The sequence below is a fragment of the Mitsuaria sp. WAJ17 genome (assembly GCF_014174515.1).
GTDB lineage: Bacteria > Pseudomonadota > Gammaproteobacteria > Burkholderiales > Burkholderiaceae_C > Roseateles_B.
This window is the reverse complement of sequence record NZ_JACJUG010000007.1, coordinates 13,438-38,141: the sequence shown is the minus strand read 5'-3', so window position 1 is coordinate 38,141 and position 24,704 is coordinate 13,438. Positions and strand designations below refer to the sequence as shown.

The following is a 24,704-nucleotide window of genomic DNA, read 5'->3' as shown; positions in this document are numbered from 1 at the left end:
CCTCAAAGGCTGCCGTAGGAATGCAGGCCGGCCAGGTACATGTTGACGCCCAGGAAAGCGAACAGCGTGACCAGCAGGCCCAGCAGTGCCCACCAGGCGATGAGGCGCCCGCCGTAGCCCTTGACCAGCCGCATGTGCAGCCAGGCGGCATAGTTCAGCCAGACGATCAGGGCCCAGGTCTCCTTGGGGTCCCATGACCAGTAGCCGCCCCAGGCCTCGGCGGCCCACAGCGAGCCCAGGATGGTCGCCAGCGTGAAGAAGACAAAGCCCAGCCCGATGAGCCGGTGCATGGCCATCTCCAGCGTGGCGGGTGCGGGCAGGTGCGCACGAAGCCGTGGCCTGTCTGCCAGCAGCCGGGCCAGGCCCAGCATGGCCGCCAGGCAGAAGGAGCCATAGCCCACGAAATTCGCGGGGACGTGCAGCTTCATCCAGTAGGAGTCCAGTGCCGGTACCAGGGGCTGGATCTGGTCCGCGCCCCGGTACATCGCATACCAGACCAGGAAGGCGCAGGCAGCCACGGAGACGAGCGATAGCAACGGGGCTGCGCCCCGCAGGCCAGAGGGCTCGAGCAGCTTTAGCTGCAGCAGGCCGCAGACGACCACGAACAGCACCATCACCTCGTAGAGGTTGCTGATGGGCACATGGCCCAGGTGGGCGCCCAACTGGTAGGACTCCAGCCAGCGCAGGACCAGGGCCCCCAGGCCGACCACGACGCTGCCCTGCAGGCAGCGCCAGCCAGCCCGGTGCAGACCCGCCAGGCGCGGGCTCAGCGCGAGGGCAAATGCGAGGAAGGCCATGAGCGCGAGCGTGACCATCAGCAGGATCTGGGCCTGGCTCGAGGCCAGGGCCGCCCAGTGACGACCCGCAGCGCCGGGCGACATGGCCACTAGCGCCGACGCTGCTGCCTGCACCAGTGCGAGCAGCAAAAGGCGTGAACCTGGCGCCCACTGCCGGGCCAATGCCAGCGCGGCGCCCAGCGCCATCATGCCGATGACCCCTTCCCAGCCCAGCAGGGCGGGCCCCGCACGCAGGGCGCCAGCCACGGCCAGCAGAAGGTAGAGGCCGCCATGGACCTGCCACTCGGGCGCGGTTCCTTGGCCGCCGACCTTGAGTCGTGGGGGCCAGGTCTCAATCTGTTTCATGGCTTTTCCTTGTCGGGTTGATCAGCGCCTTCAGAGGCGCCAGGCAGGGCGGCTCGGCCTCGTCGGCGCGAGGCGGCGGGAGCAGGCCGATCACGAGGAGGTCGGGGCCGTCGCTGCGCAGCCACAGGCGCTGCTCGCGCTGCAGCACCATCAGGGCCACGCCGATCGCCAGGAGGGCCATGCCCAGCCAGACGACGGGCGCGCCGGGCGCATGCGTCACCTGCAGCACCGTGGCGCTGACGGGGGAGGCCTCGATCGGGTGCAGCAGGGGCGGTCGCCCCGCGTCGCACCAGTCCCCGTAGGCCAGCAGCGAGTCGCGGACGAAGGCCAGTGCCTGCTCGGACGCCAGCCCGGGGCGGATGTCCCGGAGCGCCTGCACGCCAGCTCGCAGCAGCAGGTCTGCGAGCAGCGGACGGTCCGCGCGGATTCCCTCCCAGCCCCTGTCGATAAAGGCGTCGGATGCCAGGTCCAGGACCTGGCTGACCGCCTGCAGGGAAGCGCCGACGCGGGTGCTCCCGACCAGCCGCTCAGCCAAGCGAGCACGGCTGGCCGGCATGGACAGGGCCTGGACCAGGGCGGCGTAGTCGTCCAGGCCGCCCTTTGCATCCAGCGGCAGCCTCAGCCAGCGGCTGGCGGCGCCGTCGGCCTCGAGGCCGATGACGGCATAGGCGCGACCCTCCCACTCGACGGGCTGGAGGTAGGCGGTCTGGCGGCGGACCTGCCCTGAGGCATCCCGCAGCTCGGTCGTCAGCGAAGGCCCGAGGTCGCGGCTCCGTGTGGCCCGAGGGCCGCTCAGAAAGGTCTTCTGCCATCCCTGGGCCTGCTCCTCGGATTCGGGCAGCACGTTCCTGGGGCGATAGCTGGCGGGCTCTACCGTCCAGGGCTGGCCGCTCAGGAGGATGGCGCCGGCCTGTCCCACCGTGAGGCTCAGGGGCAGGCGCTGACGGCCGCCGCCCTCCAGCAGCTCGGCGCTGAGGCGCGTGCCGCCATCGTCGAGACCGGACTGGTAGATCGACAGCCCCGCCACCCGGGCCGGCGTGTTCATGCTCACGCGCAGTTCCGTGAGAGGATCACCCGAGTGCAGGTCGCGGACCAGCAGCTGGCTGACGAAATCGCGCGGGCGACCGTCGGGGTGGTAGAGCGTCTGGAAGGACTGCAGTTCCAGCGCCACCGGCAGCGACCGCGCGAGGTAGCCGTTCGCCACCGTGACGGCCGCGTGGCTGGCGCGCTGGCCGGGCACGAGTTGCACACTGCCCCTGAAGCCGCCGCTGGCGGTGTTGTGGGACGGCGAGGACTGGACATTCTTCAGCGGCTGGGCGGGATCCGCCGGCCGAAGCTGCTGGGTCCACAACTGCCACTGCAGGGGCAGGTTGGCATCGATGAGCCCCCCCGCGCAGATCACCACCACGGCCAGATGCGTGGCGATGTAGCCCAGGCGGCGATGGCGCCCCGCGTGGCCGGTGATGGCGAGCGTGTTCTCGGAAGAGCCGTCGCGAACGCGGAAGCCCGTGTCACGCAGCGCCTGAACGAGGGCCGGCCGCTGCTGCAGGACCGCCACCGCTTCCAGGCGCAGGGCGCCGGGCAGATGACGGACCTGGGCCAGCGCCAGATGCGCCTTGAAGTCGGTGAACTCGCGGAGCATCTTGGGCGTGTTGCGCCAGACGCAGAGGCCGGTGGACAGGGCGAGGAAGCCGAGCAGCGAGAGAAACCAGCCTGCATGAAAGACGTCGGCCAGGCCCAGCGCCTGCATGGCACCCGCCTGCAGCTCCCCGTAGCGGGACACGTAGACGGACAGGGCCTGCTGCTGCTCCACGACCGTGCCGATGCTCGCCGCCACGGCCACGAGGGCCAGGATGGCGACGGCGAACCGCATCGAGCCCAGCACGTCCCAGGCAAGCGCGAGGAGGGGCCTGTTCACGACGCGAGCTCCGCCACCGGGTTCGAGGGGGCGGCCGAGGCCTGGGGTCGGGTCTTGCCTGCGAGCCACAGGTACAGGCTGGGCAGCACCAGCAGGGAGTACAGCGGCGCGGTGATCATCCCGCCCACCATGGGCGCGGCGATGCGGCTCATGACTTCGACGCCCACCCCTTCGCTCATCAGCATGGGCAGCAGCCCTCCCACGATCACGGCCGCCGTCATCGTCTTGGGCCGCAGGCGCAGCAAGGCGCCCTGCAGCACCGCGGCGCGCAGCTGCTGAGGGTCCAGGGCTTGTCCGTCGGGGGCTCGCGCTCGCACGGCCTGATCCAGGTAGAGCAGCATGACGACGCAGAACTCCGCCGCCACCCCCGCGAGTGCGATCAGGCCCACCACCGTCGCGAAGGACAGCTTGAAGCCCAGCAGGTGGTTGAGCCAGAGACCGCCGGAGACGGCCACCGGCAGGCTGGCCAGCACGGCCGCCACGCGCAGCGGGGACCGGAAGTGCAGCCCCAGCAGGCCCGCCACGATCAGCAGCGTGAGGCCGCTGAGACCCCAGAGGCGCCAGCGGGCCTCCCGCAGGCGAAGGTACTGGCCCACCCAGCTCTGCTGCACGCCAGGGGGCGGGCTGAGGGCGGCCAGTGCTGCATCGGCGGCGGCAATGACGGTGGCCGCGTCCTGCTCGCCCAGGGTCAGGAGGACATAGGCGACGGGTCGCGAGTTCTCGCTGCGCAGCTCGGTCGCGCCGTCCTCGACCTTGACTTCGGCGAGCTGGGACAGGGTCACCTCGCTGCCCCCCATGCCCGCCAGACGGATCTGCCCGATGGCCTCGGCGGACTCCCGCAGCGACTGCGGGTAGCGCAGCACCACGTCCACGCGCTCTCGCCCGCGGCTGATCACGTCGAAGGGCATGCCGGCCAGCGGACCCTGGACCAGGTCCATGACCGTTCCGATGTCCACGCCCAGCAGCTGCGCCTTGTGGCGATCCAGCTCGATGCGAAGGTAGCGCCCCTGCTGGGTCCGTTCGGCCAGGGCGGACTCGACGCCGGGCACCTGGGCCAGCACCCGTTCCGCCTGGGTGGCATAGGCCTGCAGCCGGGCCGGATCGTCTCCGCTGAGCTTCAGGGCCAGCGGTGTCTTGACGCCGGTGGACAGCATGTCGATCCGGGTGCGGATCGGAAAGCCCCAGGCATTGGTGAGCCCGGCCAGGCGGATTTCGGTCTGCAGCCGTTGCCGCAGCGCCTCGACGCTGATGGGCTGCGGCCACTCGGCACGCGGCTTGAGCACCACCACCGACTCGATCATCGAGAGCGGTGCCGGGTCTGTCGCGGAGTCACTGCGTCCCGCCTTGCCGTGCACCCAGGCCACCTCGGGCTGGGCCGCGATCAGGGCATTGGTGCGGCGCAGGATCTCGCGCGCCTCGTCGATCGACACGCTGGGCAGCGTGGTCGGCATGTACAGCAGGTCGCCCTCGTCCAGTGCAGGCATGAACTCCGCGCCCGTGCGCTGCAGAGGGACAACAGCGCTCAGGGCCAGGCCGAGCGCGATCACCACGGCCCACTGCGGCCGCGCCATCGCCGCGCGCAGCGCCGGGCGGTAGATGCGGCGCAGCAGCCGGTTCAGGGGGTTGCGTCGCTCGCGCTGGACCGGGCCGCGGACCACCAGGCCCATCACCACCGGCACCAGCGTGATGGACAGCGCGGCAGCAGCGGCCATGGCGTAGGTCTTGGTCAACGCCAGAGGACCGAACAGCTTGCCCTCCTGGCCCTGGAGAGAGAAGACGGGCAGAAAGGAGACCGTGATGACCAGCAGGGAGAAGAAGAGGGCAGGGCCCACTTCGCGGGCGCTGGCCACCACTTGCAGCCAGTGCGCCCCATCTGAGGCCGCGGGCCGCTCGAGCCGGCGGTGCAGGGTCTCGACCATGACCACGCTGGCATCGATCATGGCGCCGATGGCGATGGCCAGTCCGCCCAGGGACATGATGTTGGCCGTGATGCCCTGGGCCTGCAGCAGGGCCAGCGCAGCCAGCAGGCCCAAGGGCAGGGTCACCAGCGCCACGAGGGCGGATCGAAGCCGGCCCAGAAAGACGGCGCACACGAGGCCCACCACCAGGGCCTCTTCCACCAGGCGCAGGCCCAGTGAGCGGATGGCCCGCTCGATCAGGCCGGCGCGGTTGTAGGTCTCCCGCCATTCGACGCCGGGCGGCAGGCTGGGCTTGAGCTGCTGGATGCGGGCCTGGACACGCTGGAGCACCTGATGCGCATGGGCACCCTGGCGCATCACCACGATGCCACCCACCACATCGCCCTCGCCACTGAGCGCGCCGACTCCTTCGACGGGTGCCGGGCCCAGCTTGGCCCGGGCCACCTGCCCCAGGCGCACCACGGCGCCGTCCGGCAGGGTCTTGACCGGCAGGGCGGACAGGTCGTCGTCGATCCGCAGGCGCGCATCGGCCGCGATCAGGAAGCGCTGGCGCCCCATCTCGATGGCGCCGCCGCCTGCCGTGCGGTTGGCGCCGCGCACCGCCCGCATCAGGTCCTCCGGACTCACGCCCAGTTGGGCCATGCGCTGGGGCAGCGGTTCGATCTGCAGCTGCTGAGGTGCTCCGCCAAAGGTGGCGACCTCGGCCACCCCCTCAATGGCTTGCAGCTCGGGCTTGAGGGTGAAGTCCTGCAGGCTTCTGAGGGACTCCAGGCCCTGCCCGGACGTGGAGGTGAGGGCGTACTGATAGATCCATCCCGTGCCGGAGGCATCGGGGCCCAGGGCCAAGGTGGCGCCTGCGGGCAGCCGCGACTGCAGACGGGGCAGCCGCTCCAGCACGCGCAGGCGCGCCTGGGCCGGGTCCACGTCGTCGGCAAACACCACGTAGACGAAGGCCTCTCCAAACATAGAGAAGCCGCGCACGGTCTGTGTGCCGGGCAGGCCCAGCAGCTCGGAGGTGATCGGATAGGTGAGCTGGTCTTCCACCAAGGTTGGAGGCGCGCCTTCAAAGCGTGCCTTCAGCACCAGCTGGGTTTCGGAGAGGTCGGGCAGGGCGTCGAGCTTGACCCGGCTGGCCATGGCGGCCAGCACGGCCAGCAACAGCGCCGCCAGGCCCAGGACCCAGGCACGACGGCGCACCGATGCTTCGATCAGGCGAGGGACGAGGCCCTCGGCAGCATGAGAGGACGGGCCGTGCATCATGGCGCTCCGTGTTGCATGGCGGGGGGCGCTGGCGTGCGTGCCGTCGCGCCAGAGACCGCCGCAGGCGGCGAACGGCTGCCGAGCTCTGCGCTCAACAGGAACTGTCCATTGACCACCAGTTGCTCACCGGGCGCCAGGCCGTCCAGGACTTCCACATGCGGCCCGAGCGCCGGCCCGACACGAACGGGGCGCTGTTCGTAATGCTGGGGCTCGGTCTGCACGAACACAAAGCTGCCGGCGCCCGTATGGATCACAGCGTCACGGGGAATGGCAGGGACGCGCCGCCCCGGAACCAGGATCTCCCCCTGCACGGGCGCCCCCGTAGGAAAGGCCCGGGCAGCTTGATGCAGCGGCAGGCGCAGCCGGGCCATGCGGGTGCTGGGGTTGATCACAGCCTGGCGGCCGTCCACTGGCAGCGCGAGGACTTCTCCTTCCTGCACGCTGGATCGCAGCTGCAGCTGGCTGCGCGGGCGCAGCTGGCCGAGCTGCTCCGGCGTGAGCTGCACTTCCACCCAGGCCGGCTGCAGATCTGCGTACTCCAGCACCACCTGTGACGGCATGGCATACGCCCCTTCGCGCAGGCTCATGGCCGTCACGATGCCGTCGCGCTGCGCCAGTACCGGCACCACCTCGCGGACGCGGCGATCGCTCTCCAGCTGATCGATCAGGGCCTCGGGCATGTCGGCAGCCAGCAGCCGGCTGCGCATGCGGAAGCGCTCGCGGGCCACGCTGCCCATCATCATGTCGGGCGAGACGCTGCCGACGCTGGCTTTCATCGAGCCCGCCTGTGCCTGCAACAGGTCGCGCCGGCTCAGGATCTCCACGTATTCGCGCTGGCGCAGCTGCAGGTCGGGGGAATAGATCTCGTAGAGCATTTGCCCGCGCTGCACCACATGGCCCACGCCGGTCACGCCCAGCCGCCGGATCCAACCCTCCACCTTGGGCGCCACGCTGACGGCACGGCGCTCGTCCGCCAGCATCTGGCCCGTGACCCACAGGCGAGGCGAGAGTTCCCGCAGCTCTACCGCTGCGGTGCGCACCCCGCTGTTCTGCTGGACCTGCTCGGAAAGATGGACGATGGGCGCGGCCTCTGCCTGGGCGTCGCCTGTCGCCTCCCGCAGCACCAGGTCCATGCCGCAGATGGGGCACGAGCCCGGACCATTGCGGTCCACCTGCGGGTGCATGGGGCAGGTCCAATGACGGGTGGACGGGGGCGGGGTGCCGGCGCTGGCGGCCGGTGTCCGGCCGGCGAGCGCCCAGCCGAGGGTGGTGCCCACGCCAACACAGCAGGTGGCGCCCAGCAGGGCACCCCAGCGGCGACGGTTGAGATTCATGGTGGTCCTCATCAGGTCGCCGGCGCAGGCCAGGGCCCGCGCCGGCCGGGTGGCTTACTTCACGAGGATGTTGTCGCCCTTGCCCGCCTTGGGGTCGGCGTCATTGCTGAACTGCAGCACCGCGATGGCGCCGGTGAGTGCCTGACGCATCACATGGCTCACGATGGCGTTGGCGCCTTCGACGGGGGAAATGATGTCGAAGGCGGCGCCATCGCCCGGGCCGACGGTGTAGCTCTGAAGGCCGTGCAGCACGTTCTTCGGATTGCCGCCCGGATAGACGCGGTCCCAGATGCCCGCGATGGGGTGGAAGGAGGAGAACTCGTTCACCCCGGCGTTCACGAAGTGGATGCGCACGCGCTCGCCCGGCTTGGCCTGCAGGATGCGCGTGGCGGCGGGGTCATGCACCGGGTCGTACTTGAAGATGCCGCCGTTGAACATGACGTTGCTCCACTTGTTGGCCATCATGTCGTTCTGGTTGTCCGGATTGGGATACAGCTCGGACTGCACCAGCACGTACTCGCGGTCGGCCTTGGGCAGGGCGTTGGCGTCCTTCGGGTCCACGATGATCACGCCGAACATGCCACGCGCGATGTGCTGGATCATGGGATCCGAGCCGCAGTGGTAGAAGAAGGTGCCAGGGTGGGTGGCGTTGAAGGTGTAGCTCTTCGATTCACCGGGCTTGATGGACTCGAAGTCCTTCACCAGATCGGTACGGGCCGCGTGGAAGTCCACCGAGTGCGAGTTCTTGCTGGACTTGTCATTGACCAGCGTGAACTCGACCACATCGCCTTCGGTGACCCGGACCACGGTGCCGGGAATCTGCCCGTCAAAGGTCCAGGCGCGGTACATCGTGCCCTTGTTGTCGATAGGCAGATCGACTTCCTTCGCGGTCAGCGTCACCTTGACGGTCTTGGCCTCAGCCATGCCGGTGAGGGCCAGAGCCATGGCGAGTGCGAGGGTGAGTTTTTTCACTTCAGTTCCTTCTTTCATTTCGAGGTGGTCTTGCTGACGAAGCGCAGGTACGCCACCAGGGCGCCTACCTCCTCGTCGCTCATGACGCTCTCCCACTTGGGCATGAGCACGGATTTGCCGACGGCGAGCCCGCCGCCCTTGATGGCCTTGAAGAGCACGTCATCCGGGGTGTCACCCATGCCTTTGGTGTCCGTGTGGTCACGCGGCTTCACCGCCATGTCCCGGGCATTGACACCATTGCCATCGCGATTCACGCCGTGGCACTGGACGCAGTAGGTGTTGTAGAGCTTGATGGCCTTGGCATGGGGCTCGTCGGCAGACGCGCTGCCCATGGCGCTCAGGACCAGAAGGGTTGCGATCAGGGGCTTCATTTGGCTGCTCCTTGCTTGAGCGAGCTGAGATAGCCGGTGAGCTTCTGGATGTCTCCCTCGTTGAGGTCCAGGCGCGGCATCCAGACATGAGGGTCGAACTTCTGCGGATCGCGGATGTAGGCGGCGATGAAGTCCGGCTGCAAGCGGTCCCCGGCCGCGGACAGGTCCGGACCCGACACGCCGCCGGCGCCCGCCTTGGCTGAGTGGCAGGAGGCGCAGCCCCTGAGCTTGTTGAACAGCAGGCTGGCCATGGAGGCATTGAGCGGCTCATTCTTGAAGCCGCCTGCCTCAACCAGGCCCTCGCCGCTGAGCGCCATCAGCGCGTCCGCGGCGGCGGCGGCGTCGGCGGAACTCAGGGCCGGATGCGCCGGCACCTTCGTCGGGTCGATGCTGTCCAGCGCACCGCCGCTGCCTGGCTGCAGGGCATTGAGGAACATGGCCCCACCGCTGCGGATGGCCACCGGCTTCTGGAGCCAGGCCACCAGCCATTCGCGCTTGAACTTGGCACCGGCGAAGTGCAGGTCCGGGCCCTTGCGGCCCAGCACCCGGTCAACGCTGCTGGCGGCCGGCTTGGTGACGGCATGGCAGCTCACGCATTGCGACTTCAGCAGCTCGGCACCGGTCGCTGCATGGCCGGCGGTGATGCCGCCCACTGCCAGCGCCATGAGAGAGAGGAGTCTCTTCATGCGGCGCCTCACTGGATGGCCTGGCCCTTGAAGGCCTCGTTGGTGTAGACGCCGGGGCCCTTCTTCAGCGAGTCCTGGTAGTAGAAGTTCGGCTTGGGCGTGCGCTTGTTCCAGGGGTACCAGCTGTCGTTGCGCTTGACCTCGTCGTACTCCAGCACGGCCATCAGGCCGCCATGGGGCCGGTCGCCATTCATGGTGTGGGAGTCCACGTGGTCGTGGATCATCCAGCGGCCCGGGTTGTCTGCCTCGAAGATGAGGTCGTAGCGCTCGCCGGGGCCGATCAGCACGGTGTCTGCCGTGATCGGGTTGGCCAGGGGGAAGCCGTCCTTGAAGGCGATCTTGAAGGCATGCCCGTGCAGGTGCACGGAGTGGACCAGGTCACCAGCGCCGATCAGGCGCAGGCGCACCACATCGCCCTTCTTGACGCGCAGCGGCTCGGTGTCGGGGAAGGCCCGACCGTTGATGGTGAAGTAGTCGAACTTGTCGCCAGGCAGCCCGCCGAAGCCAGGCTTGTTGGCCCACTTGGAGTCCCAGTCCGAGAGCATCAGGATGTGGTCCTGCGTGACCTTCTGTTCCAGGGGCGTGGGCTTCTTGGGCTTGACGATGAAGGGACCCCACATGCCGCGCAGGGCCACGTGCTCGTTGACGTTCACGTGGCAGTGGTACCAGTGCGTGCCGGAGGGGTCGGCCTTGAAGGCGTAGGTGAAGCTGTCGCCCGGCTTGATGGCCTCCTGGGTGACGTCAGGCACGCCATCCATCTGCCAGCTCCCGCGCTGCAGCATCCCGTGCCAATGGATGGTGTGGGGCAGTGCCGTGAGGTTGTTGACCTTCACTTCGATGTCATCGCCCTCATCGACGTAGAACAGCGGGCCAGGGACCTGGCCGGCGAAGGCGAAGGTGTGGAACTGCTGCTTCTCGACGAGGGTGATGCGCGTGTCTTCGATGTTCATCTCGAAGGCTCGCTTGGCCGCAGCCGCATCCAGCATGCACCCGACGGACAGCAGCCCGAAGAGAAGGGCTGCCCGTGCCTGATGCTTCATTCCGTATTCATTTCCAAACATGGACTCTCCTGTCTCGGCCCGATAGGCCGCGCTTGAATCGAGGGCCGAAAGATACAAGCTAAATACATGTTTGGCAATAGCATCTTTAAGTTTATGCGGGAATTGGCTCTGTTCGAAGTCATTGGTCTAGGGTTCGATCAGGGCGTGCTGGAGGGGGTGGTGCGAGGTAAAATGAGCATCCGTCCCCCACCTTTTTCGATGCCATGCGTCTCACTACGTACACCGACTACACGCTGCGGGTGCTGATGTTCCTGGCCGTGAAGCACCAGACCGGCGAACTGGCGACCATTGACGAGATCTCCCGCTCGTACCAAATCTCCAAGAACCACCTGATGAAGATCGTGCACCAGCTCAGCCTGAGCGGCCTGATCGTGACGGTGAGAGGGCGCACGGGGGGAGCGCATCTGGCCAAGGAGCCTGCGCAGATTTCGGTGGGCCAGGTCGTCCGGCTTTGCGAGCCCGACTTCGCCCTGGTGGAGTGTCATGAGCCCGGCAAGGAGACGCACTGCGCGGTCTGGCAAGCCTGCAATCTCAAGTCGGGCTTCAGACGCGCACTGGATGCGTTCCTGATGGAGCTGGACCGCATGACCTTGGCAGACGCCATCACCGCGCCCTCGGTCGCCGCGTCGCTGCTGGGGGTGGAGCTCGGGAATTTCAAGTCCATTCCCATCCGTGCGGCGCCGTCGCCGGCTGCGCAGCCAAAGACGGCGGCCAGGCCGAAGGTCGTTCGCGCCAGCCCTGCCAGAGTCGCTGCGAAGACGGCGTCCGCGCCGCGGGGCGCTGCGCGCAAGACGCTCAAGTCCCAGGCCTGAGCAAGGTTCGCCGGCCTCCATCGCCCGACGCTCGCAGCGGGCAACGCTATCCAGCCGAGGGGGCAGGAGGCCTTACCGCCTTGGCTTGAAGATCGACGACCGTCAGCTCATTGAGGGTGTCGAAGAAGGCGCTCAGCGCCCGATGCAGCGCCGCCTGCACGCCGCACTGACCCGTCAGCACGCAGTGGCCTCCTGAGCCGTCAAAGCACTCGACCAGCTGGAGGTCCGGCTCCATCACCCTGACCACATCGCCGAGTCGTATCCGCGCGGGGGGGCGCGCCAGGCGCAGCCCGCCATGCCTTCCCCTGATGGTGTCGACCAGACCCATGCGGTTCAGCTGGCTGACCACCTTCATCAGGTGGCTTTTCGAGATGCCGTGCAGCACCGCAATCTCCGCGATCGTCAGCAGGCGTTCAGGCGACGCGGCGCAACTTGCCAGGACGCGCAGCGCGTGGTCGGTGTGCTCGGTCAGTCTCATCTAATACATGCCTCCAAGGTATTGCTTTTGATGGCGCTGATGATAACATGTGCTGAAAATGCATGTTTAGTTGAGGTTCGATGATGCACATGACGATGTCTACCGAGAGTGCCCTGGGGCACTTTGATCGGCATCCCTTGTGGCGCCTGGGGTTTCGTCCGCTTTATGCGTGCGCGGCCTTCGCCGCACTGATGCTGCCGCCGCTGTGGGTGCTGCTGTTGTCGGGGGGGTGGTCGCTTCCCGAAGACGTCTCGCCCATCTTCTGGCACATGCATGAAATGATCTTCGGCTTCGCGGGCGCGACCATCGTTGGCTTCCTGTTCACGGCGGGCCGGGTCTGGACAGGATTGCCGACGCCGCGCGGCCTGCACCTGGCCAGCTATGCCGGGCTCTGGCTGGCCGCCAGGATTGCCGGCGTGACCGGGCCCTATCCGGTGTTCATGGTGCTGGATCTGGCTTTCCTGCCCCTGGCGGCCGCCTGCTTCTTCGACCTGATCCTCCAGTCGAGGAACTACCGCAACCTGGGCATTGCGGCCATTCTCGCGGCCTTGGCCGCGCTCAATCTCGCCAGCCACCTCGCGCATGCCGGGCTGCTGCCCATGGCAGCGCGGACGCCGATGCATGGCGCCGTGCTGCTGATCACGCTGCTGGAAAGCGTCATTGCCGGACGCATCATTCCGAGCTTCACGATGAATGCCCTGAAGGGCGTCCAGATTTCCGCCCATCCCCTGATGGACCGGCTCACGATCGCGACGACGCTGACCGCCGGGCTGGCGTGGATGGCATGGTCCGCCCATCCCCTGACTGCGTTGACGCTGGGCGCGGCCAGTGCCCTGCACCTGTCGAGGTCCTGGCGCTGGAAGGCCGGGGCACTTGCACAGATGCCCTTGCTGTGGATTCTTCACCTCAGCTACCTCTGGATCGGGCTGGGGCTGGCGCTGCTGTCGGCAAGCGCTGCTGGCCTGCTGCCCGCCTCCGTGGCGATCCATGCACTCAGCGTCGGAGCCATGGGCGGCCTGATCCTGGGCATGATCACTCGCACGGCGCTGGGGCATACCGGCCGGGTCTTGAGCGCTGGGCGTCTGGAGATCGTCGCCTACGCCTTGGTGATGGGCGCGGCCCTGACCCGCGTGTTGCTGCCACTGGCCGGACCGTCCGGGCATGCGCTGGCCATCCCCTTGGCGGCAGGGCTGTGGGCGCTGGCTTTCGGGCTCTATCTCATCCGTTATCTGCCCATGCTCATGGCCGCCCGCGTGGATGGGAGAGAAGGATGAGCCGCGCCGCGCCATTCAGGGAGGGGCTCCCCTGGGGCCTGCTGGGCCTGACTCTGGGCATTTCCTTCGTCGCACAGCCAGGCAAGTTCCTGGCCGAGCAGGTCGAACTGCCGCAACTGCTGTCTGTGGGCAGCACGCTCTTCCATCTCTCGCATGGGGTTCAGCTGGCCCTGCTGCTGGCCTGCCTGGGTATGGCGTGGAGGCCACCGCGGAATCGGCGGGCGCTGATGCTCGCGGCGGCGGCGCTCGCGGTCCTGGCCGTCCAGCACCTGCTGTTGCTTCCTGTGCTGGATGCCCGTGTCCATCTGCACCTGAAGGGGATGGCGCCGGGGTCCAGCCATCACCACCTAGCCTATGTCTTGATGGAGATCGGCAAGGTGACCCTTCTCGTTGCACTGGCCGTGGCATCGGGCCGCCCGGCCACCGCGAAGCGCGACAACAAGGCCTGGAGTCACCCATGACGACGCTCTCCATCCTACTTTCCGCCTTCGTGCTGTCCGTGGTGGGCCTGCTGGCCTTCATCTGGAGCCAGCGTGGCGGCCTGATCGATGGCCGCGCTGCCAATGCCCAGGTGATCTTTGGGCCGGGGGAGATCGGCCATGTCGAGGAGCCCGCCGCGGATGCGAGCGCCACCCGGGCGCTGCAGCGTGCAGCAGGGGCCTTGCCCTCAGACTACGTCGATCCCGAACGCCAGAGCCGGGCGCGGGCCGACGCTTCGAGCGCCGGGCTGGTGTTCTTCTTCCTGTGTTGCGCCTTTGCCTGGCTGCTGGTCGCCTCCGCTGCGGGGCTGACGGCCTCGGTCAAGCTGCACGAGCCCGACCTGCTGGCGGACATCCCCTGGCTCAGCTTCGGACGCATCCGGACCCTGCACCTGAATGCCGTTGCCTACGGCTGGGCGCCGATGGCCGGGCTGGGCATCGCGCTCTTCATCATCCCGCGGCTGCTGCGCACCGAGCTTGTCGGCGGGCGTTACGCGCTGCTCGGCGCGGCGCTGTGGAACGCGGCGCTGATCGCGGGCCTGGGCAGCATCGCCTATGGGGTGAGCGACGGGCTGGAGTGGCTGGAGATCCCGTGGCAGATCGACCTGCTGTTCGTCGCCGGGGGCGCGCTGGTCGGCGTGCCGCTGGTGCTGACGCTGCTCAGGCGCCGGGTGGCGCACCTTTACGTGTCGGTCTGGTACATGGGCTGTGCGCTGTTCTGGTTTCCGGTGCTCTTCCTGGTCGCGAACTGGCCGGGCCTGCACCGCGGCGTGCAGCAGGCCGCCATGAACTGGTGGTTCGGGCACAACGTCCTGGGCTTGTTCTACACGCCGCTGGCCCTGGCCTCGGTCTACTACTTCCTGCCCAAGGTGCTGGGGCGGCCGGTGAGTTCCTACAACCTGTCGCTGCTGGGGTTCTGGGGGCTGGCTTTCTTCTACGGGCAGGTGGGCGGGCATCACCTCATCGGGGGGCCAGTGCCTGCCTGGATGATCACCCTGTCCATCGTGCAGAGCATGATGATGATCATCCCGGTGATGGCCTTCACCGTGAACCAGTACCAGACCCTGCGCGGCCGCCTGGGGACCTTGGTGCACTCACCCACGCTGCGCTTCATCGGGGTGGGCGGGCTGCTCTACACGGCAAGCTCTGTGCAGGGATCCCTCGAGGCCCTTCGCAGCGTCAACGCCGTCACGCACTTCACGCATTACACGGTGGCCCATGCGCACCTCGGGCTCTACGGCTTCGTGTCCATGGTCTTCTTCGGCGCCATCTACTTCATCGTGCCGCGCGTCACGGGCAAGGAGTGGCCCTCGCGACGCCTGATCTCAGCGCACTTCTGGCTGGCCTTGCTGGGCATCGCCATCTACTTCGTCGGGCTGAGCATCGGCGGCTGGCTGCAAGGGCAGGCCATGCTGGACCCGGCCCGTGCCTTCATGGAGTCCGTGGCCCTCACGCTGCCCTACCTGAAGGCCCGCTCGGTGGGTGGGGCGCTGATGCTGCTCAGCCATCTGGCCTTCGCCCTGAACTTCCTGCGGCTGCTGCACAGCCCGCGCCTGTCGGCTGGCCGGGCCACCCTGCTGGGCGCTGACAAGGAGATCCTTCATGCATAACGAGACCAAGCTGCTCGCTGGCGGCATGGTGATGCTCAGCCTGGCCACCAGCGCGCTGGTGGTCCTGCCCTACCTCACGGTGCGAGACACGCCGCCGACACAGGGGCTGAAGCCCTACACCTCCGCCGAGCTGAGGGGGCGTGAGCAGTACATCCGCAATGGCTGCGTCTACTGCCATTCCCAGCAGCCCCGGGCCCAGTCGCTGGGGCCGGACCTCTCCCGGGGCTGGGGGCGCGCCTCAGTGGCGGGCGACTACGCCTACGACACGCCGCATCTGCTGGGCACTATGCGCACAGGGCCCGACCTGCTCAACGTGGGGGCCCGGCAGCCCAGCGAGGACTGGCACCTGGGGCACCTGTTCCAGCCCCGTGCCTATGTGCCTGGCAGCATCATGCCCAGCTATCCCTATCTGTTCGAGCAGAAGGAGAGGGCGGCGCCCGGCGAGCACGTGGTCGCGCTGCCCTCGGGCCATGTGAAGCCGGGGCAGGTGCTGGTGGCCCGCCCGGAGGCGCTGGATCTGGTGGCCTATCTCAAGGCCCTGGACCGGACCATGCCGGCGCTGCCTCCGAACTCACGGCAGGGGGCGCCGTGAGCTTTGTCGTCACCGAGGCGTGCATCAACTGCGCCTACACCGAGTGCGCCTCTGTGTGCCCCGCAGGCGCCTTCCATGCAGGACCCAATATGGTGGTCATCGACCCCGACGCCTGCATGGCCTGTGGCGCCTGCGCGCCGGTGTGCCCCACGCGGGCCATCTTCCCGGACGCCCGGCTGCCACCGGGGCAGGAGGCCTTCATCTTCCTCAACCGCGCCCTTGCTGCGCGATGGCCCGCCCTCGCCGGCCCTCGCGGCCCGATGCCTGATGCGCAGCGATGGGCCAGCCCGCAGATCAAGCGGCATCTTCTCGACATCTGACCACCGGAGTCTTCCGATGAACCCGAAAGCACTGCCGCCGCCCCAGGCCCGTGAGCATCCCGACCCCCATGAAGCCCAGGATCCGATCCCGTGGCCTGTGATCCTGTTCCTGGCCTTGCTGCTGGCCTTCGGCATCGTCTACATCAGCCTGGCCAGGGTCGATGATCCGGGTGTCTGGGGGGACGACCGCAGGGCCGCGGAACTGCAGGGAGGAGCCGCCACCGGCGCCGCCAAGGCCGACGGCGGCGCCCTGTATGCCTCGCTGTGCGCCGCCTGCCACCAGGCGAGCGGGTCGGGGGTGCCCGGCGTCTTCCCGCCGCTGGCCGGGAGCGAGTGGGTGCAGGGCTCGGATGCCGTCCTCGCCCGGATCGTCCTCCAGGGCGTGACAGGCAAGCTGACGGTCAGGGGGCAGGCCTTCCAGGGCGCGATGCCCTCCTTCAAGGGGCAGCTCAGCGACGTCCAACTGGCCGCCCTGCTCAGCCATCTGCGCGGGCAATGGGGCCACAGCGCGCCGGCCGTCAATGCGGGGGTGATCGCTGCGGCGCGGCAGTCGCTGGAGGGGCGGACGCAGCCCTTCGGGGGCGAGGCGGAACTCAGGGAGCTGGCGCAATGACGGCCGCCGCATCCTCTGGACGCCAGGCCGATCTCCATGGCGAGCCCACGCGAGAGGCGATCGCCCAGCTCGTGCAGGCCTTCTATGAGGACATCCGGGCCCATCCCGAGCTGGGGCCGGTCTTTGGCGCCGTCATCGGCGACCACTGGTCGGCGCACCTCGAGCGCATGGTCGAGTTCTGGTGCACCGTGATGCTGGGAACGCACAGCTTCAAGGGCAATGTCTTTGGAAAGCACATGCAGATCGATGGCGTCAGGCCGGCGCACTTCCTGTCGTGGCTGAGCCTCTGGCGGCAGCACACGACGCAGCGATTCGACGGGCTCGCACGGGAGCGTCTCCAGCAGACGGCAGCGGGCATCGCCCGCAACCTCTACTACGGCTACTTCGGCGTTTTCCCCCGCTTCCGCTACGAGGGCACGGCCGCCATCGACGTGCTGCCGGACTAGGCCCGCGCCATGGTATCGACCCGAATGTCTCGCAGTCATCGCCCGCATCTGGGGGCGACGCTGCTGGCTTGTCTGCTGGTCTGCGCTGGGATGGGCGCCGCGCTGCGGAGCCTCACCCTGGACTTCGAGGCCTGGACCTTCGAGGACCGCCGGCAGGCGCTGGCGGCGCAGGGCCGGCTCGTGGCAGTGCCTGTCACGGGGCAGGACCAGAGCGGGCAGCCCTGGGCCTCCCCCTGGGGCCAGGGCGCTGGGACGGTGGCCATCGTGGACTTCATCTACACCCGGTGCGAGACCGTGTGCACGGCGCTGGGTGGCACCTATGCACAGATGCAGGCGGCGTGGCTTGAGCAAACGCCCGCGCCCTCGCTGCAGCTGGTCTCCATCAGCTTCGATGACAGAGACGATGTTGCCGCGCTGGGTCAGTACGCGCGCCTGCATCGCGCCATTCCCGGGCTCTGGCAGGTGGTCCGGCTGGACCGGAGGGCCGATCGCCAGGCCCTGCTGAGGGCGCTGGGGGTGGTCGCCATCCCCGATGGCCTGGGCGGCTACACGCACAACGGCGCCCTGCATGTCGTGGACGGAGAGGGCCATGTCCAGGGGCTGTTTGACTACGCCGACTGGCGGGAAGCGCTGGCATTGGCCCGGCGCCTGGGGGCGCGGACATGAGCCGCCGACAGGCGCTGCTGGCCCTGGCGGCGGTCGCCTGCCTGCTGCATCCCGGGCTTCGCAACTTCCTGGAGGCCAGCATGTTCAGGCACATGCTGGTCCTCTATCCCGGGCTGCTGTGCCTGGGCTGGCTGGCCGGCCACGGCCTGCGGCAGACGGCGCTGCATCGCGTGTTCAAGTCTTGCGACGCCCAGGGGCTGCTGACCGTGAGCTGGGTGACCCTGGTGGGCTTCTTCTGGATGGTCCCCGCCGCGCTGGACTGGGCCGTGCTGGAGCCGCTTGGTGGGCTGGCACGCGACCTCAGCCTCGCCCTGGCGGGGTGTGTCCTGGCGTGGCGCCTGCCTCGTCTGGCGGCCGAAACGCTGCTGTTCCTGGCGGGGAACAGTGCCTGGATGCTGGTGACGGCGGGGGCGCTGATCGAGTCCACCCCCACCCGTCTTTGTGTCAGCTACCGCCTGGATGAGCAGGTCTGGACGGGATGGGGCCTGATCATCCTTGGCGGAAGTCTGGGCGCCTGGGCGCTTCACGGCGTCCTGCGCAGAAGCTCCCAGGCCAGTGCCTGAGGCGGCAGCGCGTCAGTCGCCGAGCACCAGGTCGGCGATGCGGCCGGCGCCCTGCGGCCCCAGCACGGTGACTTCCAGGCCCCGCCGGGCCATCGATCCCGCGACCTCGACAAAGGGAAATACATCACCGCCGGAGCCGACGGCCGGCACCACCGCGCTTGAACTCAGCCATGGAGCTCCTCCTCGGCGGCGCCCGTCGCCGCCGTGGCAAGACCTGGCACCACGAGCGCGCGTGCCCCGGCCAGGAGCGCGATCTCGCAGATGTGGTTGAGCCGCTCGACATGCTCGAAGGCTTCCTGCGCATCGCGGCCCACGGCGACCACGCCATGCTGCGCCAGGCCCACGATATGGGGCGCAAGGGCAGGGCCGGCGTAGAAGGCCTGGCGCGTGGCTTCCGCCAGCTCCGCACTGGTGGCTGCCAATGCCGGGACGTCAGGGCCGACGCGCGTGTAGCGGGCGACTTCGGGAAACTGCAGGGCCAGCTCACGCAGCCGGATGCCTGCGAACAGGGCCGCGACCACATGGGTGGCATGGACATGGAGCACACAGCCCGGTGCGGGCATGCCGGCGTGGATGTACCGGTGCAGGTCCAGCTCTCCGGACGGTTGGCGTCGCGGGGCGGCAAGAGTCGCTGCGCTCGCCGCGGCTACCGGGATGAAGTCCTCGGGCTGAAGGGCCTGCTTGCGAACGCCGGAGGGCGAGATCCAGAGGCCTTGACCGGGCAGCAGGACGGAAACATTGCCGTCCCTGGTGCTGATCCAGCCTCGTTCGTAGCTGCGCCTGAGTGCATCGCAGGCACCCTGCAGGGCTTGCTGTCTTTGCATGATGGTCTTGAGTTGTGGGGGGATGCATTTAATGCTACATTGAAAATACATCTTTAATCAAGCGGGGCTTCGGGACGCTGCCTCGCGCAGTCAGTCATGAGCCCCCTGCCATTGCACCTCGACGCCCTGCCGCCCGGTCGTCCGACCCTCGCCGCGGTCTTCGAAACCTATCTTTCGCTGTCGGTTGGCGAGTCCCTCGAAGTCCGCTCGGCGCAAGACCTCCATGCTGTTCGGCTGCACCTGCAGTCGGTACTGGGTGCCGAGCATTTGTGGAAGCCAGGGCAGGCAGGCCCTGGCACCTGGACGGCCACGATCACCAAGTTGCGTGCTTTCGAGAGCTGCTGCGGCGCATGCGGCTGAGGTGGCCTGCGCAACGCGGACCCTGCAGACGCTGGGCACGAGTGACGTGCGCCAGCGCTTCGAACGGATTGCCGTCCTGGATCCGTTGGTCGGCCGCCTGGCTCTAGAGTCGGGCCAGCGCACGGCTGTTGTGGGTCACCCTGGACGTGGCGGAGGGCCGGGTGCTCGCGGGCATGAGCTGCAGCTGCACACCGCGCGAGCGGGTCCAGACGACGCAGGCCGTCGTCATGCACGCTGGTGCGTGGCACTGCCTGTCTGCTAACCCAGGGTCCGTGACTGCGCGGATGGCGTATCGTCCGCGCAGACCAGGTGGCGCACGGAGGCTTCAATGCCGGGCACCAGCCCCAGCATTGCCGCGCCGAAGCGCGCCAGGCCTCGGGCGTTGCCGATCAGGCCGCCATACGCGCTGCCGTTCACCTGGTGTGCGTGCAGCCGGACCCAGCCCTCCGAGAGACCCGCGACGACGTCATGCCTGGGAACCATGAGGCCCAGGTCCGCATTCAGGAGGCTGAACCGGCGGAGATGGCCAAGGGCCCAGGGCTGATGCGGGCGCGGCGCAAAGCCCAGCTGTGCCTGCTCACCCAGCTGGAGCTCCGCCAGGAGTCCGCGCTGCAGGGCCTGGCGAAAGCCCACGCCGGTCGCGCGCTCGATCGCCCGCCCCAGGGCAAGGTAGCCGATGTTCGAGTAGCGAGGTGACTGGCGCCGCAGTGTGGCGGCCTCTGCCAGGCGGCGATCCACGAAGTCGGCCTCGTTGAAGTGCATGTCTTCGCTGGCGCGATGCGTCCAGCGCAGCGGCCAGGGGGTGGAGAAGCCGGCCCTGTGTGTCAGTGTTTCCTGCAGCGTTCCCAGATGACCCAGGGCCGGGAGGCCTGTGCCGGTCGCGATGGGCTGGTCCAGATGCAGGGCGAGTCGGGCCACCAGCGTGGCGGTCAGTGGCTTGGTGAGGGAGTAGAGATTGAACACGGTGTCCGGCACCACCCGCTGCCCTTGACCCGCATCGGCCATGCCGGCGCAGTGCTCCAGTGGGGCCGATCCGGCGCGCATGACACGGTACTGCAGGCCAGCCACATCACCGCGACGGATCCACCGATCCAGCCCCGCGAGGATCGCGGCCGGCATCGCGCCGGGGGGGAGGGGCGACTCTGGACGTGGCGCTTGGGCTGGCACGGCATTACCCTCAATAGTTATACGGCCGTATAATGCGCCCATGATTCCTCGCCGCCAACGTTCCCCCGGCATTGCGGACCGTCCGCCGCGCGCTGCCACGGCGGACGCTGGTACGCGGGAGCGACTGCTCGCCACGGGCCTGGATCTGGCCCGGCGCGACGGCATCAAGAGCGTCAGCGTGCGGGCGGTGGCGGCGGCGGCCGAGGTCAACCTCGGCAGCTTCGTCTATCACTTCGGCACCCGTGACGCCTTTGTCTACGAGCTGGTGGATCGCTGGTACGCCCCGCTGATGGCGGGCCTGCAACTGTCTGCCGGCAGTGACGATCCCTTGCGGGGCGTGCTGCGCCAGCTGGGTCACTGGGTGGCTGCCAATGGTCGCTTTCTGGCCATGCTGATCCGTGACGCCGCGGCAGGCGAAGCCGGAGTCCGGGACTTCCTCGCGACCATGGACCGCCGCCACATCGCCCTCCTGCTGGACCTGATCCGGCAAGGCCAGGAAGCGGGGCGTCTGGCCAGAGCGGACCCCACCTTGCAGCTGATGTTCCTGATGGGCTCAGTGGTGCTGCCCATCCTCATGCTCCAGGGGCAGCAGGGGCTGGGCCCCGAGGCCTTCCTGAAGCGGCTCGCCAGCCTGGCGGGCGATGAGCAGGCGATCGACACCCGCCTGGACTGGGCGCTGCGCGGCCTCGCCGCCGTCACTGAAGGTTGAACCATGAAAGAGAGACGCTTGCGCTCCCTTGGCGCCCTGACGGTGGCGATGGCGCTCACCTCGGCCAGCGTGCTGACTGCCTGCCAGGAGTCCCTGCCGCCGGCCTTGCATGGCTATGTCGAGGCGGAGCTGCTGCACGTGGGGCCGGTCAGTGGTGGAACGCTGGCTCAGGTGGCGGTGCAGAAGGGGCAGCGCGTGAGCGCGGGGCAGCTCTTGTTCACGATGGATGCCACCCCGGAGGAGCGCCAGGCCGATGCCGCGGCGGCGCGCAGCGAACGCGCGTCGGCCCAGCTGGACAATCTGCGCACAGGCCGGCGGCCCCTGGAGCTGGCCGCCCTGCAGCAGCAGCTGAGGCAGGCGCAGGCCGCCCGTGCCGCGTCTGCCAGTGCCCTGCAGCGCCAGCGGCAGCTGGTGGAACAGGGCTTCGTTTCCGCCGCGCGCCTGGATGAACTGATCGCGCAGCGGGACCGCGATGCGGCGCGCGTGCGCGAGCTTCAGGCCCAGCTGGACTTCGCACAGCAGGCGGCCAGGCAGGATGAGATCAGGGCTGCCGCAGCCGACAGCCGTGCCGCACAGGCCGACGCCGATCTCGCCGCCTGGCGTCGCGGCCAGACCCAGCGCCTGGCGCCGCGTGCGGCCGAGGTCCTGGATGTCGTGCACAGACCGGGCGAGGTGCTGGCGGCCGGTGCGCCTGTGGTCAGCCTCCTGCCTGAGGGGGCCCTGAAGGTGCTCTTCTTCGTGCCGGAGACCCAGTTGCCGCAAGCCGCCGTGGGCCGGCTGGTCCGCGTGAGCTGCGATGGCTGCGCCCAGGCTCAGCAGGCCCGCATCCGCTGGGTCTCACCTCAGGCGGAGTACGCACCGCCTGTTCTTTACAGCAACGAGGCACGGGCCAAGCTGGTGTTCCGCGTGGAAGCCGAGCCGATGGCCAGTGCGCAGCTCCGGCCGGGGCAGCCGGTGGACATCCGCTTTGACGCCGGGCAGGCCCAGTGATGGACAGCAGCGCAGCCATTGACGTTCGGGGGCTGAGCAAGTCCTTCGGCGGGCGCAGGGTGGTCGACCAGGTCGATATCCGCGTCGAGCGGGGGCGCATCTGTGGCTTCCTCGGCCCCAATGGCAGCGGCAAGACCACGACCATCCGCATGCTGTGCGGCCTGCTCCATCCAGACGCCGGCGAAGGTCAGTGCCTGGGCCTGGACATCCGCCGGGACAGTGCGCTGATCAAGCGCCGTGTCGGCTATATGACCCAGCGCTTCGGCCTCTATGAGGACCTCACCATCGAAGAGAACCTGGACTTCGTGGCACGCGCCTACGGCATCGACCGGCGGCAGGATCGCGTCCGGGACGCCCTGGTCTCACTCGGGCTGGAGGGCCGACGCCGCCAGCTGGCCGGGCCCTTGTCCGGCGGATGGAAGCAGCGGCTGGCCCTGGCGGCCTGCATGCTGCACGAGCCCGAGCTGCTGCTGCTCGACGAGCCGACGGCGGGCGTGGATCCCAAGGCGCGGCGCGACTTCTGGGCCCAGATCCACCGCCTGGCCGACCAGGGTCTGACCGTGCTCGTCAGCACGCACTACATGGATGAAGCCGAGCGTTGCCACCAGCTGGCCTACATCTCCTACGGGCGGCTGCTGGCCACCGGCACGGCGTCCGAGGTCATCGAGCAGTCGGGGCTGCTGACCTGGTCGGTGGAGGGGCCGGCGCTGAGGGCCGTGCACGAGGCCCTGGCTGGCTCCGAGCCGTGGCTCTGCGCTCCTTTCGGCACGGTGCTGCATGTGAGCGCCCCGCGCGGCGCCGACCTCCCGCAGTGGCTGGACCAGCACCTGCCTGACCACGGCTGCGAGGTGCAGCCGATTCCGACGGGACTGGAAGATGTCTTCATCGCCCTCACCGACCGTGCCCAAGACAACTTCGCCTGAGCGGGCCCGTGACGACGGCAGCGGCTTCTCGTGGAGCCGGGTACTGGCCGTGCTGCTGAAGGAGTTCATCCAGCTGCGGCGCGACCGCATGACCTTCGCCATGCTCATCGGTGTGCCCATCATGCAGCTCCTGCTGTTCGGCTACGCGATCAACGCCGATCCGAAGCGCCTTCCGACGGCCGTGGTCGCGCATGACAATGGCCCGCTGGTGCGCAGCGTGGTGCAGGCCGCTGCCAACACGGGCTACTTCAGGATCACCGATGAGGTCTCGGAGTCCGAGGCCGAGCGTCTGCTGGAGGCGGGCACGGTGCAGTTCGCCTTGGTGTTTCCTGCGGACTTCACCCATCGGCTGCTGCGGGGCGAGTCGCCCCCGCTCGTGGTGCTGGCCGATGCGGCTGATCCCGCGGCGGGTGGCCCGGCCATGGCCGCGCTGGCCCAGCTGCCGAGCGTCGCACTGAAGCGGGAACTGAGCGGCCCCCTCGCTGCCCTGGCGCCGCGGCCCGCGCCCTTCGAGCTGATCGTGCACCGCCGCTACAACCCCGAGGGCATCAGCGCCTACAACGTCGTGCCGGGTCTGCTGGGCGTGATCCTCACGATGACGCTGGTCATGATGACGTCCATGGCGATGACGCGCGAGCGCGAGCGCGGAACGCTGGAGAACCTGCTGGCCACGCCCGTGCGCCCGCTGGAGATGATGGCGGGCAAGATCCTGCCCTACGTGATCATCGGCTATGGGCAGGTGGTGATCGTGCTCACGGTCGCCCGGCTGCTCTTCGAGGTGCCCATGCTGGGCAGCCTGATGGACCTGATGATGGCCGTGGGGCTGTTCATCGTCGCGACGCTGACCGTGGGCTTCACCTTCTCCACCGTGGCCCGGTCGCAAATGCAGTCCATGCAGATGACCATGTTCTTCTTCCTGCCCAACATCCTGCTTTCGGGGTTCATGTTCCCATTCCGCGGGATGCCGGGCTGGGCGCAATGGATCGGCGAAGCGCTGCCACTCACGCACTTCCTGCGCATGGTCAGGAGCATCATGCTCAAGGGGGCAGGCATGGCCAGCTTGTGGCCCGAGGCGCTGGCCATCGGGGCGTTCATCGGGCTGATGGGAGGGGTGGCGCTGATGCGCTACCGGCAGACCCTGGACTGATGGGGCGCCCTTTGAGACCGGAAGCCGGGGCGATGCGGGCAAGGACCCCACCACCACGGGCTCCACCG

At 68.5% G+C, this 24,704-nt stretch carries 27 protein-coding genes; 15 read left to right on the top strand and 12 right to left on the bottom strand.

Annotation, left to right across the window (positions count from 1 at the left end; all coding sequences use genetic code 11):
- Nucleotides 1-2: 2 nt before the first annotated feature.
- Genes ccsB through H5407_RS07235 form a run of 8 tightly spaced genes read right to left on the bottom strand, consistent with a single transcriptional unit; the run spans nucleotide 3 to nucleotide 10,663 of the window.
- Nucleotides 3-1,142 (bottom strand): c-type cytochrome biogenesis protein CcsB, encoded by a 1,140-nt coding sequence (gene ccsB / locus H5407_RS07270; protein ID WP_183103784.1) that lies wholly within the window; start codon nucleotides 1,140-1,142, stop codon nucleotides 3-5.
- Nucleotides 1,129-3,060, bottom strand: a complete 1,932-nt coding sequence (locus H5407_RS07265; protein ID WP_183103783.1) for a cytochrome c biogenesis protein ResB — start codon at nucleotides 3,058-3,060, stop codon at nucleotides 1,129-1,131. The genes ccsB and H5407_RS07265 overlap by 14 nt, the downstream gene beginning before the upstream one ends.
- On the bottom strand, nucleotides 3,057-6,239 hold the full coding sequence (locus H5407_RS07260; protein WP_220800512.1) for an efflux RND transporter permease subunit: 3,183 nt from the start codon (nucleotides 6,237-6,239) through the stop codon (nucleotides 3,057-3,059). The genes H5407_RS07265 and H5407_RS07260 overlap by 4 nt, the downstream gene beginning before the upstream one ends.
- Nucleotides 6,236-7,573, bottom strand: coding sequence for an efflux RND transporter periplasmic adaptor subunit (locus H5407_RS07255; RefSeq protein ID WP_183103782.1), 1,338 nt, complete (start codon nucleotides 7,571-7,573; stop codon nucleotides 6,236-6,238). The genes H5407_RS07260 and H5407_RS07255 overlap by 4 nt, the downstream gene beginning before the upstream one ends.
- Before the next feature lie 54 nt (nucleotides 7,574-7,627).
- The gene (locus H5407_RS07250) at nucleotides 7,628-8,545 is read right to left on the bottom strand and encodes a multicopper oxidase domain-containing protein (protein WP_310737627.1); all 918 of its coding nucleotides are present in this window, start codon (nucleotides 8,543-8,545) and stop codon (nucleotides 7,628-7,630) included.
- Between the two features lie 14 nt (nucleotides 8,546-8,559).
- A complete protein-coding gene (locus H5407_RS07245) occupies nucleotides 8,560-8,916 on the bottom strand; it encodes a cytochrome c (RefSeq protein WP_183103780.1) in 357 nt (118 codons plus the stop codon).
- A complete protein-coding gene (locus tag H5407_RS07240; protein WP_183103779.1) occupies nucleotides 8,913-9,602 on the bottom strand; it encodes a cytochrome c family protein in 690 nt (229 codons plus the stop codon). The genes H5407_RS07245 and H5407_RS07240 overlap by 4 nt, the downstream gene beginning before the upstream one ends.
- An 8-nt stretch (nucleotides 9,603-9,610) precedes the next feature.
- Nucleotides 9,611-10,663 carry a multicopper oxidase domain-containing protein gene (locus H5407_RS07235; protein ID WP_183103778.1) on the bottom strand — a complete coding sequence of 351 codons (1,053 nt, stop codon included), beginning with the start codon at nucleotides 10,661-10,663 and terminating at the stop codon, nucleotides 9,611-9,613.
- A 203-nt stretch (nucleotides 10,664-10,866) separates the two neighbouring features.
- Between H5407_RS07235 and H5407_RS07230 the strand changes: the two genes are divergently transcribed.
- Nucleotides 10,867-11,475: an Rrf2 family transcriptional regulator gene (locus H5407_RS07230; protein WP_183103777.1), complete on the top strand. Its 609-nt coding sequence runs from the start codon at nucleotides 10,867-10,869 to the stop codon at nucleotides 11,473-11,475.
- A 46-nt stretch (nucleotides 11,476-11,521) separates the two neighbouring features.
- Here H5407_RS07230 and H5407_RS07225 read toward each other — a convergent pair whose 3' ends face one another.
- The gene (locus H5407_RS07225; RefSeq protein WP_183103776.1) at nucleotides 11,522-11,953 is read right to left on the bottom strand and encodes an Rrf2 family transcriptional regulator; all 432 of its coding nucleotides are present in this window, start codon (nucleotides 11,951-11,953) and stop codon (nucleotides 11,522-11,524) included.
- 80 nt (nucleotides 11,954-12,033) lie between these two features.
- Between H5407_RS07225 and H5407_RS07220 the strand changes: the two genes are divergently transcribed.
- Genes H5407_RS07220 through H5407_RS07180 form a run of 9 tightly spaced genes read left to right on the top strand, consistent with a single transcriptional unit; the run spans nucleotide 12,034 to nucleotide 18,516 of the window.
- Nucleotides 12,034-13,227, top strand: a complete 1,194-nt coding sequence (locus tag H5407_RS07220; protein WP_183103775.1) for an NnrS family protein — start codon at nucleotides 12,034-12,036, stop codon at nucleotides 13,225-13,227.
- A complete protein-coding gene (locus H5407_RS07215; protein WP_183103774.1) occupies nucleotides 13,224-13,688 on the top strand; it encodes a hypothetical protein in 465 nt (154 codons plus the stop codon). The genes H5407_RS07220 and H5407_RS07215 overlap by 4 nt, the downstream gene beginning before the upstream one ends.
- The gene (locus H5407_RS07210) at nucleotides 13,685-15,316 is read left to right on the top strand and encodes a cbb3-type cytochrome c oxidase subunit I (protein ID WP_183103773.1); all 1,632 of its coding nucleotides are present in this window, start codon (nucleotides 13,685-13,687) and stop codon (nucleotides 15,314-15,316) included. Before H5407_RS07215 ends, H5407_RS07210 begins: the two co-directional genes overlap by 4 nt.
- Nucleotides 15,309-15,908 (top strand): cbb3-type cytochrome c oxidase subunit II, encoded by a 600-nt coding sequence (locus tag H5407_RS07205; RefSeq protein ID WP_183103772.1) that lies wholly within the window; start codon nucleotides 15,309-15,311, stop codon nucleotides 15,906-15,908. Before H5407_RS07210 ends, H5407_RS07205 begins: the two co-directional genes overlap by 8 nt.
- Nucleotides 15,905-16,228: a ferredoxin family protein gene (locus tag H5407_RS07200; RefSeq protein ID WP_183103771.1), complete on the top strand. Its 324-nt coding sequence runs from the start codon at nucleotides 15,905-15,907 to the stop codon at nucleotides 16,226-16,228. The genes H5407_RS07205 and H5407_RS07200 overlap by 4 nt, the downstream gene beginning before the upstream one ends.
- A gap of 16 nt (nucleotides 16,229-16,244) precedes the next feature.
- Entirely contained in the window at nucleotides 16,245-16,841 is a 597-nt protein-coding gene (locus H5407_RS07195; protein WP_183103770.1) for a cytochrome c, read from the top strand.
- Nucleotides 16,838-17,287, top strand: a complete 450-nt coding sequence (locus H5407_RS07190; RefSeq protein ID WP_183103769.1) for a group III truncated hemoglobin — start codon at nucleotides 16,838-16,840, stop codon at nucleotides 17,285-17,287. The genes H5407_RS07195 and H5407_RS07190 overlap by 4 nt, the downstream gene beginning before the upstream one ends.
- Nucleotides 17,288-17,311: 24 nt before the next feature.
- Nucleotides 17,312-17,953 (top strand): SCO family protein, encoded by a 642-nt coding sequence (locus H5407_RS07185; protein ID WP_183103768.1) that lies wholly within the window; start codon nucleotides 17,312-17,314, stop codon nucleotides 17,951-17,953.
- A complete protein-coding gene (locus tag H5407_RS07180) occupies nucleotides 17,950-18,516 on the top strand; it encodes a hypothetical protein (RefSeq protein WP_183103767.1) in 567 nt (188 codons plus the stop codon). Before H5407_RS07185 ends, H5407_RS07180 begins: the two co-directional genes overlap by 4 nt.
- A gap of 12 nt (nucleotides 18,517-18,528) precedes the next feature.
- Here H5407_RS07180 and H5407_RS07175 read toward each other — a convergent pair whose 3' ends face one another.
- Entirely contained in the window at nucleotides 18,529-18,666 is a 138-nt protein-coding gene (locus tag H5407_RS07175) for a hypothetical protein (protein WP_183103766.1), read from the bottom strand.
- 14 nt (nucleotides 18,667-18,680) lie between these two features.
- The gene (locus tag H5407_RS07170) at nucleotides 18,681-19,340 is read right to left on the bottom strand and encodes a class II aldolase/adducin family protein (protein ID WP_183103765.1); all 660 of its coding nucleotides are present in this window, start codon (nucleotides 19,338-19,340) and stop codon (nucleotides 18,681-18,683) included.
- Nucleotides 19,341-19,436: 96 nt separating this feature from the next.
- On the opposite strand from H5407_RS07170, the gene H5407_RS07165 reads away from it, so the two are divergent.
- Nucleotides 19,437-19,700: a DUF2249 domain-containing protein gene (locus H5407_RS07165; RefSeq protein WP_183103764.1), complete on the top strand. Its 264-nt coding sequence runs from the start codon at nucleotides 19,437-19,439 to the stop codon at nucleotides 19,698-19,700.
- A gap of 258 nt (nucleotides 19,701-19,958) precedes the next feature.
- On the opposite strand, the gene H5407_RS07160 is transcribed toward H5407_RS07165, so the two are convergent.
- A complete protein-coding gene (locus tag H5407_RS07160) occupies nucleotides 19,959-20,819 on the bottom strand; it encodes a serine hydrolase (protein ID WP_255501120.1) in 861 nt (286 codons plus the stop codon).
- A gap of 88 nt (nucleotides 20,820-20,907) precedes the next feature.
- On the opposite strand from H5407_RS07160, the gene H5407_RS07155 reads away from it, so the two are divergent.
- Genes H5407_RS07155 through H5407_RS07140 form a run of 4 tightly spaced genes read left to right on the top strand, consistent with a single transcriptional unit; the run spans nucleotide 20,908 to nucleotide 24,636 of the window.
- Nucleotides 20,908-21,576 carry a TetR/AcrR family transcriptional regulator gene (locus tag H5407_RS07155; protein ID WP_183103762.1) on the top strand — a complete coding sequence of 223 codons (669 nt, stop codon included), beginning with the start codon at nucleotides 20,908-20,910 and terminating at the stop codon, nucleotides 21,574-21,576.
- A gap of 3 nt (nucleotides 21,577-21,579) precedes the next feature.
- Nucleotides 21,580-22,566 (top strand): HlyD family secretion protein, encoded by a 987-nt coding sequence (locus tag H5407_RS07150; protein ID WP_183103761.1) that lies wholly within the window; start codon nucleotides 21,580-21,582, stop codon nucleotides 22,564-22,566.
- A complete protein-coding gene (locus H5407_RS07145; RefSeq protein ID WP_183103760.1) occupies nucleotides 22,566-23,489 on the top strand; it encodes an ABC transporter ATP-binding protein in 924 nt (307 codons plus the stop codon). The genes H5407_RS07150 and H5407_RS07145 overlap by 1 nt, the downstream gene beginning before the upstream one ends.
- Nucleotides 23,443-24,636, top strand: a complete 1,194-nt coding sequence (locus H5407_RS07140; protein WP_183103759.1) for an ABC transporter permease — start codon at nucleotides 23,443-23,445, stop codon at nucleotides 24,634-24,636. Before H5407_RS07145 ends, H5407_RS07140 begins: the two co-directional genes overlap by 47 nt.
- Nucleotides 24,637-24,704: the final 68 nt, after the last annotated feature.